Raw genomic sequence first — 14,694 nt, forward strand, 5'->3', positions numbered from 1 at the left:
AGCCTATCTTTCTTGTCATTAGTGGTGTTGAGTTTGAGAAACCGCAGGAATCTCAGCATCAACTGCTTTACCACTGATAGCAGTACGGTAAACGTTATATGCCATGATGCACATACCGCTCAGGTACAGAAGACCGCCGGTGAAACGAATCATGTAGTAAGGCATGGTACGTTTTACGGATTCAACGAAGGAATAAGTCAGCGTGCCGTCGTCATTCAAAGAACCCCACATCAGACCTTGCATTACGCCGGCAATCCACATTGCAGCGATATACAGAACCACGCCGATGGTCGCAATCCAGAAATGCGCCTCAACCAATTTGGTGCTGTACATTTCATTTTTGCCGAACAAGCGGGGAATCATATAGTAAACGGAACCGATGGTTACAAAGCCCACCCAGCCCAATGCGCCGGCGTGAACGTGTGCAACAGTCCAGTCGGTGTAGTGGCTCAGAGCGTTAACGGTTTTGATAGACATCATCGGGCCTTCGAAGGTAGACATACCGTAGAAAGACAGAGAAACGATCAAGAATTTCAAAATCGGGTCGGTCCGCAGTTTGTCCCATGCGCCGGACAGAGTCATGATACCGTTGATCATACCGCCCCAAGAAGGCGCAAACAGGATCAAAGACAATACCATACCCAAAGATTGAGTCCAGTCAGGCAATGCAGTGTAGTGCAAGTGGTGAGAACCAGCCCACATATAAGTGAAAATCAAAGCCCAGAAGTGGACGACGGACAAGCGGTAAGAGTAAATCGGACGGCCTGCTTGTTTAGGAACGAAATAGTACATCATACCCAAGAAGCCGGCTGTCAGGAAAAAGCCCACCGCATTGTGGCCGTACCACCATTGAACCATCGCATCAATCGCACCTGCGTAAACCGGATAAGATTTCATCAAACCGGCAGGGATACTGATATTATTGACGATGTGCAACAGTGCAACGGCCAAGATAAAGCCGCCGTAGAACCAGTTGGCAACGTAAATATGTTTGATTTTACGTTTGGCAATCGTACCGAAGAATACGATGGCGTAGGCAACCCACACCAGCGTAATCAAAATGTCGATAGGCCATTCCAACTCAGCGTATTCTTTACCTTGGGTGTAACCCATAGGCAAGCTGATGGCCGCAGCCACGATAACGGCCTGCCAACCCCAGAAGGTAAATGCAGGCAACCAACCGCCAAACAGACGGGTATTACATGTACGTTGAACAACGTAGTATGATGTACCGATCAAACCGCAACCGCCGAATGCAAAAATAACCGCATTGGTGTGCAGAGGACGCAGGCGGCCGAAGTGGAACCAAGGTCCGATATTGGATAAATCGAGGGCCGGAGCAAAAAGCTGGGCAGCGACAATAACGCCGACCAACATGCCCACAATACCCCAAACTACAGTCATGATGGCGAACTGGCGCACCACTTTGTAGTTATAAGTTTGTGTGTCCATGGAAGTCTCCATAAATTATGGGTATAAAAAATTTTTATCTCACCCCAACCCCTGCATTTACGAAAAGCGCAATACGGCCAAGGCTCAAATTTTTCTAAATTTAACATAGACACCACAACATGCCAAGCAAAATTACATTCCAAATTGCATAAAATATTTAGCAAGACATAAATTCATTTCTTTTATAATCAATAAATTATTAAAACATACGCATTAAATCGGACAGGGTATTTTTTCAAGCCCCCTTTTTCATACAGTTTTATTGATATAGATTAAGCCTACCCTTTAAAACCCCTTCTTCTTAATAAACTTTAGCAAATTAACCAATAGCTATGATTAATTACAAAATTACTCCCAACTTTCTGTCTCATGAATGGCACATCACCTTATCATTCACTCAAACCAATGATTCAGAAACAGAAATCAGCTTACCCAACTGGGTTCCCGGCAGCTACCTCATCCGTGACTTTGCCCGCCACATCACACACATCAGCGCGCGCTGCAACGGCAAAGCCCAGCCACTGACACAAACCAGCAAAAACCATTGGCAAACCCCTGCCCTCAGTGGAGCGTGGGAAATTTACTACACTGTTTACGCATTCGACTTATCCGTTCGCGGCTCGTTCCTCAGCACCGAGCGCGGCTTTTTCGACGGCGCGTGTCTATTCTTAAAAGTCCACGGACAAGAACACCGGCCACATCAAATCGAATTTTCCACCCTGCCGCACACATGGCAGATAGCCACCACCCTGCCCCAAACCTCGGCGACCACTTTTCAGACGGCCTCATACGCCGAGCTTATCGACCACCCGGTTGAAATAGGCATCATCGAATTTCTCGAATTTGAAGCACAAGGCATTCCCCACCGTATTGCATTAAGCGGCATCTATCCCGATTTTGACCGCTCCCACTTCCTCGCCGATATTCAAAAAATCTGCGAAACCGAGTTGGCGATGTTCCCCTCCCCTGCCCCGTTTACCAAATACCTTTTCTTACTACATCTGGGCGACAACCTCTACGGTGGGCTGGAACACATCAGCAGCACCGCCCTGCTCGCCGACCGCCACAGCCTGCCACCCTATAATATGGACGAGGCCGACAAAGCCTATACCGAATTGCTCGGCCTTTTCTCCCACGAATACTTCCACGCATGGAACGTCAAATCCATCAAGCCGGCCGTATTCGCACCTTACAACCTCGACCAAGAAAACTACACCGAGCAACTTTGGGCATTTGAAGGCATTACCTCCTACTACGACGACCTCTTTCTAGCCCGAAGCAAAACCATCAGCCCCGAAGCCTACCTTACCCTGCTTGCACAAGGCATAACACGCGTCCAGCAGACACAAGGCCGTCTGAAACAAACACTTGCCCAATCCAGTTTCAGCGCATGGGACAAATTCTACAAACAAGACGAAAACAGCCCCAACGCCATCGTCAGCTATTATCAAAAAGGCGCACTAGCCGCACTTTGCCTCGACCTCATCATCCGTGAAAAAAGCCAAGGCAAATACACCCTCGACAGCGTGATGCAGCAACACTATCGCGACTGGTGTAATACCCATCAAGGCATACCCGAAAAACACTGGCAAACCCGTTGCCAAGAAATAACCGGTTTAGATTTAGAAACCTTCTTTCAGACGGCCTTATACAGCACCGAAGACCTTCCGCTCGCAGAATGCCTGCAAAGCGTAGGTGTCAAACTCGACTTTATCCCCCTGCCCCGCCAACACGGAGGAGCATTTGCAAGCGAACCCCAATCGGTTGCCCCAGCCAACGATTTGGGCGCACGTTTCAAACAAAACAGCGACCATGCCGTCCTGACTCATGTATTCAATGGCGGCAGCGCAGAAAATGCCGGACTCTGCCCGCAAGACAAAATCATCGCCTTGGGCGGCTACGCCTGCAACGACCTTGCAGCGCAGTGGAGCAAACTGCCTATCGGTACGCGCACCACCATCCATTTCTTCCGCCAAGGCCTGTTGCGCGAAACCAGCATCACCGTCCAAGCAGCAGAAGCCAATACCGCCCTGCTGCACATTACCGATCGCCAAAAACTCGAAAACTGGTTGTACAATCATTAAATAAAACTTCAAACGGCCTGCTACTTCACAGGCCGTCTGAAATCAACATACCCATTCAATATAAAGAAAGGAAAAACTATGCCCATCCGCAAGCTGACCGACTCCCTCTATATCGCCCCCCAACTGACCGAAGCCGATGTCCAAGAAGCCGTACGCCTCGGCATCCAAACCGTCATCTGCAACCGCCCGGACGGCGAAGAAGAAAACCAACCGGCTTTTGCCGAAGTCCAAAACTGGTTTAAAGAGGCCGGCATCAACCAATTCTCACACCAGCCCGTTGTCGCGCCTCAAATCAACGCAGCCGATGTTGCAGCCTTTCAAAATCTGTTGCAACAATCTCCAACTCCTATTCTTGCCTTCTGCCGTACCGGCACTCGCTGTTCCCTGCTTTGGGGTTATCATCAAGTGCAGCACGGCGCATCCGTAGCCGAAGTGGTTGCCGCAGCCGAACAGGCAGGCGTCAACCTCAGCAACTTTGAAGCCCGCCTGCAAGAAGCCAAAGATAAAGGTTTGGCTTAATACCTAAGTTATATCGTAAATAGTAGTCCTTAAAGCCATCAGGCCGTCTGAAACCGATTATTCAGACAGCCTGATGGCCTCAGCTTATTTATAATTTATTTCCACTATCTTGGAGATATATTTTCTAAATTAAAACAGAATTGACCTGTGTCAATACCCCAATCCTATTTTCATTTATAATGCCTTCCAATGATTCAGGGCCATGCCCGAATCTTCCAGTTTCCTCGATAAGAGCCAGCTCTCTTATTAAATGATTTTTCTTTCCTCTTGATGTGTGTGTGTTTGGGTGTGGCTGAGTGCCACCCCCTTTTTTTATACCTACCCTCTTGAAGGCCGTCTGAAACTTTCAGACGGCCTTTCCTTTCCCCTAGCAAAAATAGTATAAAATCCCCTTATCGTTCAAACCACAAACCCAAAACACCATGGTCAACAAACTCACTCCCCCTCCCAGCCTGCCCGATCCGCAAGACCTCCGCGCCGTTATCGCCTACAACATGCGCCTCTATCGCGTAAACCACGGCTGGTCGCAAGAAGAACTCGCACGCCAATGCGGACTTGACCGCACCTACGTCTCCGCCGTCGAGCGCAAACGTTGGAACATCGCCCTTTCCAACATCGAAAAAATCGCATCCGCACTCAAAATCGCCCCTTACAAACTTCTCCTTCCGCCGCAAGAAATGCTCCGCCAAATGACCGAGCCTGCCGACCCCCAAGCCTAATTCACAACCAGACACCATCATGACCGCCGCCCAACAAGCCATCCAAACCTACCGGCAGCAAAAAGCCGCAGCAGAAACCGCCTACCGCCAAAACAACCGCCCTACCGCTTACTTCCGCGACCATATCGCCGCTGCCGAAACCCTGCTGCAAACCCTCTGGCAAATCCACTTTCCCGACAGCAACGACATCAGTCTGATTGCCATCGGCGGCTTCGGGCGTTGCGAACTCTATCCCCATTCAGACTGGGACTTGGCAATTATTTCCACCGCACCATTTTCAGACGGCCTGCAACAGCAAACCGCCCAATTTATCCAAACCCTTTGGGATGCACACCTCAATCCTGCTATCAAAAGCGGCAGCATAGAAGAAATCCTCCAAAGCACCCAAAACGACATTACCGGCGAAACCGCCTTTCTTGAAGCACGCCATCTCCAAGGCAACGCCAACCTTACCGCCCAACTTCTAAACAAACTCAACACACGCCGCAACACAGCCGCCTTTATCGAAGCCAAACTCCTCGAAATGGAGCAACGCCATACCAAATCCCAAGGCACAGGCGCACAACTCGAACCCAACATCAAAACCTGCCCCGGCGGCCTGCGCGACATCCACACCCTTATCTGGACAGCCAAAGCACAAGGCATAGACAGCAACCCCACCGCCCTCGTTACAGCCGGTGTCCTCACTCGCACCGAAGCCGGCATGCTGGCCCATGGCTACCGCCGCCTCGCCAACATCCGCATTCACCTCCACCTTACCGCCGACCGCCCCGAAGACAGGCTGCTTTTCGACTACCAGTCCCAAGTTGCCGAAAGCTTAGGCTATACCCAACCCGACATCCGCGGCAGAAGCGAAGCCCTGATGCACACCTTCTACCGCGCCACCAAAGCCATCAAACAACTCAACGGCATCCTCATTCCGGTTCTCAAAAACCATCAAACCTCCAGCCGTCCCCAACATATCCATCCCATCGACAGCCGCTACAAACGCATCGGCCACCAAATCGCCGCCAACGACCTTGCCCTGTTCGAGCAAAATCCCGAACACATCTTCACCATCATCCAAACCATGCAGGAGCAAAACATCACCACCATCGAGCCGCAAACCCTGCGCGCATGGTGGGCGGCTACACGAAAAATCAATACCCGTTTCACCCAAAATCCAGAAAACCGCCGCCGCTTTATCCAATTCTTCAAACACGGCACCGGCCTTACCCAAACTCTCCGTTTTCTCAACCTCTACGGCGTACTTGGCCGCTATCTCCCCGCATGGGAAAAAATCACCGGACTGCTCCAACACGACCTCTTCCATATTTACCCCGTAGACGACCACATCCTGACCGTCGTCCGCAATATGCGCCGTCTCGCCATCGAAACCCACAGCCACGAAATGCCCGAGGCCAGCGCCATCATGCAGGCCTACCCACGACCGCATGTCCTCTACACCGCCGCCCTGCTGCACGACATTGCCAAAGGCCGTGGCGGCGATCACGCCAAAGAAGGCATCAAAGACGCACAACAATTCGCCGCCAACCATTACTACACCGAAGAAGAAAGCCACCTCCTCGCATGGCTGGTTGAAAACCACCTGCTCATGTCCACCGTTGCCCAAAAAGAAGACATCCAAGACCCGCACGTCCTCCAAGCCTTTTGCCGCCGTATTCCCACACGCGAATACCTCGACGCACTCTACCTGCTTACCATTGCCGACATCCGCGGCACCAACCCCAAACTTTGGAATACATGGCGCGCCAGTCTGCTCCAAACCCTCTACCACAGCACCGCCGCCGTCTTAAACAGCAAACACCACGATCCCGAACGCCTCCCCAACCGACGCGAACAAGCCTCGACCGATCAGCTCACGCGCGCGGCCGTTCCCCTCAAAAACCAACAAAAACTCCGCCGCATCCTCGGCAGTGCATACTACGTCCGCCATCAGACGCGGGAAATCCTCTGGCACACCGCAAACCTCGCCTACGACACCCAAAGTCCGGCCGTCCGCAGCCGCATCCTTCCCCAAAGCAACAGCCTTCAAGTCATGGTGTTCATGCCCAATGGCGACCGCCTCTTCGCACGCCTCTGCCGCATCTTCAGCAGCCACCGCTTCGACATCCAAGCCGCCCGCGCCTTCATTACCGAACACGACTACATCCTCGACACCTTTATCCTGCAACTTCCCGACAATCTCCCGCCCGAAGAATATCCCGACCGCCAAAGCGCACTCGAAGCCGAACTCAACAGCTTCATCCACGGCAATACCACCGTCCAAAAACAAAGCGGCCGCCCACACATCAGCCGCCGCATCCGCCACATCCCCATTCCACCTACCGTAATCATCACCCCCGAAGAAGATTATCCCGGCTGGCACACCATAGACATCACCGCCGTCAACCGCCCCCACCTCCTCGCCGACATCGCCGAGACCTTCTTCGCACACAACATCAGCCTGCGCTACGCCAAAATCACCACCTTGGATCAGCGCATTGAGGACAGCTTCATTACCTACAGCCCATCCCTACAAGACCCGCAAACCCAAAACACCCTAAAACAGGCATTGATCGAAGTCTTGACCCCATAAAGGCCGTCTGAACATCTTAAAAACATAGGGTGAGCATTTTTTGCTCACCCTAATCACATCCAAATATATAAACATCCTGAATATACTCTTTTAAAACACTCAAGAAATCCAAAACTTTAAAATTCACAACAGACCATTGCTCTGACATAAAACTACATTCTAAAATCATAACCCATATGAATATAATTCCAATAACAAATTTTCATTCACCTATTACACCAAACCCTCTTTAAAAATTCTTCCTTCCAAATCTTTTCCTCATCCATATTCAAACAAAATACGCATTCAAAATAAAATCCATAAAAAACAAAAAAATAAAATCAAAAAATATTAAACCTACCGATTAATCCATAAAGATACCGTCCATCTAAATCAATTAACATATTATTAAAAAACTTAATTTCTGACAAAAAACGTCACACACCCAAACTTGTCTCCCCTCCCTGTCACAAAAAACACAAAACTGACAAAAAACGTCAACCATCCAAATTCCCTAAAATCCTGAAACTTTCAAACAAAACCTCATAAAACTTAAAAATTAAAAAATAAACCAAATAAAAACAATGAATAAAAAATAAAAAATAAAATTTTTAATCAGTTTTGCGCACTTGGCACACAGACTGCTTGTAACAACACATCCGATAAGGCCCAAGCCTCAAAGCAGCAAGCCCGACGGAAGCTGTATATTCCTTCTTACTTATGGTTTACTCATAATACATAGTGCCAAGCACATTACGGACTTTTTACTTAAACATAATTATTCACACTTTCAAACTGGAGTTTTAAACAATGAAAGCAATCCAAAAAGGTTTTACCCTGATCGAATTGATGATCGTCATCGCCATCTTGGGCATCTTGGCCGTAATCGCTCTGCCTGCGTACCAAGACTACACCATCCGCGCCAAAGTATCTGAAGGCTTGGGTCTCGCAGCTCCTGCAAAATTAGCTGTGGTTGAAACTGCCGCAGCACTTGGTGGTTTGAAAAAAGTTAATGAAAATAATACTGATAATAGTGGTTATAAATTCGTAGAAACCAAGTACGTTAAAAGCATTACTATTGGAGAGAAGGGTGTAATTAAAGTTGTAACTAAAGATACTGGAGCAAAAGAAAATCCTGAATTTACTCTGACCCCAAGCCAAGCTTCAGGTAATATTGAAGCACCAATCGAGTGGGCATGTACTAAAGATAAAGGTGAAGAGAAACATTTGCCTGCTAACTGCCGAACTGCTACTCCTGCTCCTGCTAATAATCCATAATTTTTACATAAACAGCACATTTCAGATAAAAGCAAATCCCATAAGATTATTATGGGATTTGCTTTATAAAAATAAAAAACTTGAAAACGATACACTCAAATGAATACCCCATTTCAAGCCCAAAAAGGTTTTACCCTGATTGAGCTGATGATAGTTATCGCCATCCTCGGTATTCTGGTTGTTGTCGCCATACCCACTTATCAAAACTATATCGGTAGGGCGCAAGCCTCCGAAGCACTATACCTTGCCGACGACCTGAAAACCGAAATCAGCATTGCCTCAGCGGTAAATAACCGCCTGCCCAATGCAGAGGATGTCAGCAAACAAGGCGCAATCGGCGTTACCGCTCAACGCATCGGCGGCACATACATCCAAAACGGTGGCGTAACTGTAGAAGCAGATACAGGCAAAATCAGTATTCCTTTCGATAAAGGGCAAAACAAAGGCAAAGTCCTGACCCTGACCCCTTATCGAAATCATAACGATTCGACTTGGTTGCTCAACTGGCAATGCGGCGGAACACTCGATCCGATGATGGTTCCCGCCATGTGCCGTGACAACTCAAACGGATAACGACCAAGCATATACCCTAAGAAAAATACAAAAATACATTGCGAAGAAAACACCCCAAACAAAGCCAAATACAAACGCGGAAAACGAATCAAAGCAAAAGAACAAAACTCTCCAAAACAAGGTCATTAAGAGCCTGAATCATCACATTACGAAAATAAATGCCGTCTGAAATCATTTTCAGACGGCCTCTTTATATCCAATCCTAATATGACATAAAACTTTAATCTTGATTAGTTTCAGACGGCCTTCATCTTTTCACCACTACATAAAACAAATTCGCAACACTCCTGATAAGACAATTTGTCGCCCATCTGAACTCAATATATAATTTAACCATACAAGTCTTTATTTTTAAGCATTTTTCATTTTTAAAACATACATTGCCTACATTGGGAGAAACATCATGCCTCATCTGAATTTAGATAAAACAGATTTAAAGATTCTGCAGGTTTTGCAGGAAAATGGGCGGTTGAGCAATGTTGAGCTTTCTGAAAAGGTGGCACTCTCCCCTTCTCCCTGCCTGCGCCGTCTCAAACAGCTTGAAGATGCTGGCATTATTCAAAAATACGCGGCCCAGCTTTCTCCCGTATCTTTGGGCTTGGGCTTGCAGGCTTTTATCCGTGTATCGATTAGCAAGGCAAAAGATGCGCGTGAGGATTTTTCCGAATCTGTCCGCGCTTGGCCGGAAGTATTGAGCTGCTTTGCGTTAACGGGTGAAACCGACTATCTGCTCCATGCTTTTTTTACCGATATGAACGCGTTTTCCCATTTTGTTTTGGACACGCTGCTTTCGCACCACGGCGTGCAAGATGCGCAATCGAGTTTTGTGTTGAAAGAAATTAAAAACACGACCGCTCTGCCTTTGGTTCATTTGGTTCAGGATTAATGATTTGAAACTGATAAAGGCCGTCTGTTGTTCAGACGGCCTTTTAAATTTCTATGGTTTGCGTTCACATCCATACACTTGTATACTTTTTAAGAATAATTCACATAAGCTTTTACCATGACTGACACCGCCCATCTCGACGCCCATACTGTTTCAGAACATACCAAACAATGGCTGGAAAAAGCCGTTATCGGGCTGAATCTCTGCCCGTTTGCCAAAGCGCCGCACGTTAAAAACCTGGTTCGCATCGTTGTCAGCGAAGCCCGTCATTTAGACGGTTTCCTTGAAGACTTGGATCGTGAATTGCAGCTTCTGGGCAATACGCCTGCTTCGGAATTGGAAACCACTTTACTGGTTCATCCGACGCTGTTCCCTGATTTTGAAATCTTCAACCAAATGTTGGAAATCGCCGATGATGCCGTTGTAGAAAACGAATTGGAAGGTATTGTCCAAATTGCGCCGTTCCATCCTGATTTTCAATTTGAAGGCACAGAGGCCGACGACATCAGCAACTACACCAACCGCTCGCCCTACCCGACTTTGCACCTGATTCGTGAAGACAGCATTGCCAAAGCGGCTGAAGCGTTTCCCGATGCCTCGGCAATTTTTGACCGCAATATCGCGCTGCTGGAAAAAATGGGGCATGAGGGCTGGGATAAGTTGGATATTCCGCGTTGTCCATTCCCGCATCACAAGCCGTCTGAAAACAACTAATTGGTGATGGAAGATGATTCGTCATCTATTGATTTTTTGCGGTGCATTGTCGCTTATCTTGGGTATTATCGGCATTTTCCTGCCATTTCTGCCAACCACGCCTTTCATTTTATTGACCGCTACTTGCTGGGCACAGGCTTCGCCGCGCTTTCACAATTGGCTCTATCATCACCGCTATTTCGGCCCAATCATACAAAATTGGGAAAACAACGGCGCCGTGCCGCGCAAGGCAAAATTCTTCGCTATCGGCATGATGACCTTTTCTTGCCTGTTGATGTTTTGGCGGTTTCCGGAACGCTGGTGGATCGGTGTCATATCGTCAATCTGTTGCAGCTGCGTGGCCGTGTGGATGTGGCTGCGGCCGGAAGCATAAAATAAAGCAAGTGGGCATTTTTGCTCACCTGTTTTTGTTTTTACACCCGATTTATCCGTCAAAACAATCAGTAACACCTAAAACACCCTATTCAACCCTCATTTTTCAGACGGCCTCTATTTATTCAATCAAATGTAAATTTTAGCTAAAATTAATCTAAATTGTTTTTCTGATAGGATTATTATTAATAATTCAAACCCCTGTTTCAAAACCACTTTTCTACTACTTTCGACTACTTCCATCCCTTTTATTTCTTTATTTGTATCAACATTTCTTTTGATTCCAATATTCTAAACCGTCCCTTAACACTTGCTTTGCGTTATACTTTCCCCTGACACAACCGCGCAGTTCGTCTGGATATTTCAGACGGCCTGAATATTTCACCGCCGTACTTTCTCAACAAAGTTCCTAACGGCGCAACAGAATAAAAAGGAAATACTATGCGCTACCTCTCGTTTTTACTGCTGCTTGCCGCCTTCCCGGCTGCGGCATCCGATTTTGACGGCTCGTCCGCCAGCCTGCTTTGGGGTCTGCCGTTTGCCCTGATTCTCTTGTCCATTGCACTCGGACCTCTGTTTTTCTCCCGTATTTGGCACCACCACTTCGGCAAAATTACCGCGTTTTGGACGCTGCTGTTTTTGACGCCGTTTATCGTAACCTTTGGTTTCAGCGCCGGCGTACATACCGTTGCCCATGCGTTGGTTGAAGAATACATTCCGTTTATCCTGCTGCTTTTGGCACTCTATACCATTTCGGGCGGTATTTTTGTCAGCGGCGACTTGCACGGCTCGCCGAAATTAAACACCACCCTGTTGGCAGTCGGTACGGCTTTGTCGTCCGTCATGGGGACGACAGGCGCGGCGATGTTGATGATTCGTCCGCTTTTGAAGGCCAACCATAAACGCCACTACCGCGTTCACATCGTGATTTTCTTCATTTTCTTGGTGGCGAATATCGGCGGCGGTCTGACTCCTTTAGGCGATCCTCCTTTGTTCTTAGGATTCCTGAAAGGCGTAGATTTCATGTGGACGGTCAAACACATGCTGATGCCTGTATTGATCAGTTCTGTGATTTTGCTGGCCGTTTTCTACATCATCGACAGCCGACACTTCAACCGTGAACAAAGCGAACACCTTGCTCCTGCTCCTTCCGATAAAGAAGAAAAAGTCAAAATTTACGGCAAATGGAATTTCCTGTTGCTGGCAGGCGTAGTCGGCGCAGTTTTGCTCTCCGGCCTGTGGCAGCCGAATCATCCGGGTTTCGAGATTTTGGGCAGCCACTATGCACTGCAAAACTTGGCACGCGATGGTATTTTGCTGGCTCTGACCGCCGTATCTTGGATTATTACGCCCAAACAAGTACGCGCAGGCAATGAGTTCAACTTCGAGCCGATTGCCGAAGTGGGCAAACTGTTTTTGGGTATCTTTATTACCATTTCGCCCGTCTTGGCGATTTTGAAAGCCGGTGAAGCAGGCGCACTGGGCACTGTCGTTTCTCTGGTTCACGACGCGGCAGGCAATCCGATTAATGTGATGTATTTTTGGATGAGCGGCATTTTGTCGGCATTCTTGGATAACGCGCCGACTTATTTGGTGTTCTTCAATATGGCAGGGGGAGATGCCCAAGCCTTGATGACAGGCCATCTGTTCCATTCGCTGCTGGCCGTATCCATGGGCTCCGTATTCATGGGCGCGCTCACTTATATCGGCAATGCGCCGAACTTCATGGTCAAAGCCATTGCCGAGCAGCGCGGCGTACCGATGCCCTCTTTCTTCGGCTATATGGCATGGTCGGTGATTGTATTGGTACCGCTGTTTGCCCTGCATACGATGATTTTCTTCGTTTGGCAGCTCTTTTAAACTTAAGGCCGTCTGAAATTCAGACGGCCTTTTATTTTCTAACAAGCCAGCAAACATAATTCTTAAATATCAATTAGTTAAAATTTTTTCGCTTTAACATTTCATTACATATCCCTACTTTTTTCCCACTTTTCCCGTAAAAATAAGCGTAAAACTGACATAAAACGGCCCATACCTGATAGAATCTAAAGCTTTGCTGTTTGCGTTTATTCGTTGTTTTTATAGCAAACCTCTGCTTTTTTCAGACGGCCCGTCCTTTGTTTCAAAGCATTACATGCCGTCTGAAAAAACAATCCGACATCCGAATCTCAACCCACCAAAAAGTAACGCATCCTTATGATTAAGATAAAAAAAGGCTTAGACCTGCCTATCGCGGGCAGACCGGAGCAAGTCATTTATGACGGTCCGGCCATCACCGAAGTCGCGTTGCTTGGCGAAGAATATGTCGGCATGCGCCCCTCGATGAAAATCAAGGAAGGCGAAGCCGTCAAAAAAGGCCAAGTGCTGTTTGAAGACAAAAAGAATCCGGGCGTAGTATTTACCGCGCCGGCTTCAGGCAAAATCGCCGCGATTCACCGTGGCGAAAAGCGCGTACTTCAGTCAGTCGTGATTGCCGTCGAAGGCAACGACGAAATCGAGTTCGAACGCTACGCACCTGAAGCGTTGGCAAAATTGAGCAACGAAGAGGTGCGCCGCAACCTGATTCAATCCGGTTTGTGGACTGCGCTGCGCACCCGTCCGTTCAGTAAAATCCCTGCTGTCGATGCCGAGCCGTTCGCCATCTTCGTCAATGCGATGGACACCAATCCGCTGGCTGCTGATCCTACGGTCATTATCAAAGAAGCCGCCGAAGACTTCAAATGCGGCCTGTTGGTATTGAGCCGCCTGACCGAACGTAAAATCCATGTGTGTAAAGCAGCCGGCGCAGACGTGCCGTCTGAAAACGCTGCCAACATCGAAACACATGAATTTGGCGGCCCGCATCCTGCCGGTTTGAGCGGCACGCACATTCATTTCATCGAGCCAGTCGGCGCGAATAAAACCGTTTGGACCATCAATTATCAAGACGTGATTGCCATCGGACGTTTGTTTACCACAGGCCGTCTGAACACCGAGCGCGTGATTGCCTTAGGTGGTTCCCAAGTCAACAAACCGCGCCTCTTGCGTACCGTTTTGGGTGCGAAAGTATCGCAAATTACTGCGGGCGAATTGGTTGACGCGGACAACCGCGTGATTTCCGGCTCAGTATTGAACGGCGCGATTGCACAAGGCGCGCACGATTACCTCGGCCGCTACCACAATCAGATTTCCGTTATCGAAGAAGGCCGCAACAAAGAGCTGTTCGGCTGGGTTGCGCCGCAGCCGGACAAATATTCCATCACGCGCACAACCCTCGGTCATTTCCTGAAAAACAAACTCTTCAAGTTCAACACAGCCGTCAACGGCGGCGACCGCGCCATGGTACCGATCGGCACTTACGAGCGCGTGATGCCGCTGGACATCCTGCCTACCCTGCTTTTGCGCGATTTAATCGTCGGCGATACCGACAGCGCTCAGGCTTTGGGTTGCTTGGAATTGGACGAAGAAGACCTCGCTTTGTGCAGCTTCGTCTGCCCGGGCAAATACGAATACGGCCCGCTGTTGCGCAAGGTGCTGGAAACCATTGAGAAGGAAGGCTGA

The 14,694-nt window shown here is 48.4% G+C and carries 12 protein-coding genes; 11 read left to right on the forward strand and 1 reads right to left on the reverse strand.

The features are described 5' to 3' along the window. Positions 1–18: 18 nt before the first annotated feature. A complete protein-coding gene (gene ccoN, locus HMPREF2596_RS05595) occupies positions 19–1,452 on the reverse strand; it encodes a cytochrome-c oxidase, cbb3-type subunit I (RefSeq protein WP_003748780.1) in 1,434 nt (477 codons plus the stop codon). A gap of 332 nt (positions 1,453–1,784) precedes the next feature. Here ccoN and HMPREF2596_RS05600 point away from each other — a divergent pair, with 332 nt between their 5' ends. The 11 genes from HMPREF2596_RS05600 to HMPREF2596_RS05650 all read left to right on the forward strand — a co-directional run bounded on the left by HMPREF2596_RS05600 (position 1,785) and on the right by HMPREF2596_RS05650 (position 14,694). Further along, complete coding sequence (locus HMPREF2596_RS05600; protein WP_070850157.1) at positions 1,785–3,536, forward strand: M61 family metallopeptidase; 1,752 nt, start codon at positions 1,785–1,787, stop codon at positions 3,534–3,536. 78 nt (positions 3,537–3,614) lie between these two features. After that, positions 3,615–4,055: a TIGR01244 family sulfur transferase gene (locus HMPREF2596_RS05605; RefSeq protein ID WP_049323902.1), complete on the forward strand. Its 441-nt coding sequence runs from the start codon at positions 3,615–3,617 to the stop codon at positions 4,053–4,055. A gap of 422 nt (positions 4,056–4,477) precedes the next feature. Beyond that, positions 4,478–4,774: a helix-turn-helix domain-containing protein gene (locus HMPREF2596_RS05610; protein WP_070850159.1), complete on the forward strand. Its 297-nt coding sequence runs from the start codon at positions 4,478–4,480 to the stop codon at positions 4,772–4,774. A 19-nt stretch (positions 4,775–4,793) separates the two neighbouring features. Continuing rightward, positions 4,794–7,352 (forward strand): [protein-PII] uridylyltransferase, encoded by a 2,559-nt coding sequence (glnD, locus tag HMPREF2596_RS05615; RefSeq protein ID WP_070850161.1) that lies wholly within the window; start codon positions 4,794–4,796, stop codon positions 7,350–7,352. A 789-nt stretch (positions 7,353–8,141) separates the two neighbouring features. Continuing rightward, on the forward strand, positions 8,142–8,609 hold the full coding sequence (locus HMPREF2596_RS05620) for a pilin (protein ID WP_049344893.1): 468 nt from the start codon (positions 8,142–8,144) through the stop codon (positions 8,607–8,609). A gap of 99 nt (positions 8,610–8,708) precedes the next feature. Then, the gene (locus tag HMPREF2596_RS05625) at positions 8,709–9,182 is read left to right on the forward strand and encodes a pilin (RefSeq protein ID WP_053088865.1); all 474 of its coding nucleotides are present in this window, start codon (positions 8,709–8,711) and stop codon (positions 9,180–9,182) included. Between the two features lie 403 nt (positions 9,183–9,585). Further along, complete coding sequence (locus HMPREF2596_RS05630) at positions 9,586–10,068, forward strand: Lrp/AsnC family transcriptional regulator (RefSeq protein WP_003684427.1); 483 nt, start codon at positions 9,586–9,588, stop codon at positions 10,066–10,068. Positions 10,069–10,185: 117 nt separating this feature from the next. Then, the gene (locus HMPREF2596_RS05635; protein ID WP_070850163.1) at positions 10,186–10,782 is read left to right on the forward strand and encodes a DUF1415 domain-containing protein; all 597 of its coding nucleotides are present in this window, start codon (positions 10,186–10,188) and stop codon (positions 10,780–10,782) included. A gap of 13 nt (positions 10,783–10,795) precedes the next feature. After that, positions 10,796–11,155, forward strand: coding sequence for a YbaN family protein (locus HMPREF2596_RS05640; RefSeq protein ID WP_070850165.1), 360 nt, complete (start codon positions 10,796–10,798; stop codon positions 11,153–11,155). Between the two features lie 440 nt (positions 11,156–11,595). Continuing rightward, positions 11,596–13,014 carry a sodium:proton antiporter gene (locus HMPREF2596_RS05645; protein WP_070850167.1) on the forward strand — a complete coding sequence of 473 codons (1,419 nt, stop codon included), beginning with the start codon at positions 11,596–11,598 and terminating at the stop codon, positions 13,012–13,014. A 336-nt stretch (positions 13,015–13,350) separates the two neighbouring features. Then, positions 13,351–14,694 carry a Na(+)-translocating NADH-quinone reductase subunit A gene (locus HMPREF2596_RS05650; RefSeq protein WP_070850169.1) on the forward strand — a complete coding sequence of 448 codons (1,344 nt, stop codon included), beginning with the start codon at positions 13,351–13,353 and terminating at the stop codon, positions 14,692–14,694.

Source organism: Neisseria sp. HMSC078C12 (assembly GCF_001838065.1).
In the GTDB taxonomy this organism is placed as follows: domain Bacteria; phylum Pseudomonadota; class Gammaproteobacteria; order Burkholderiales; family Neisseriaceae; genus Neisseria.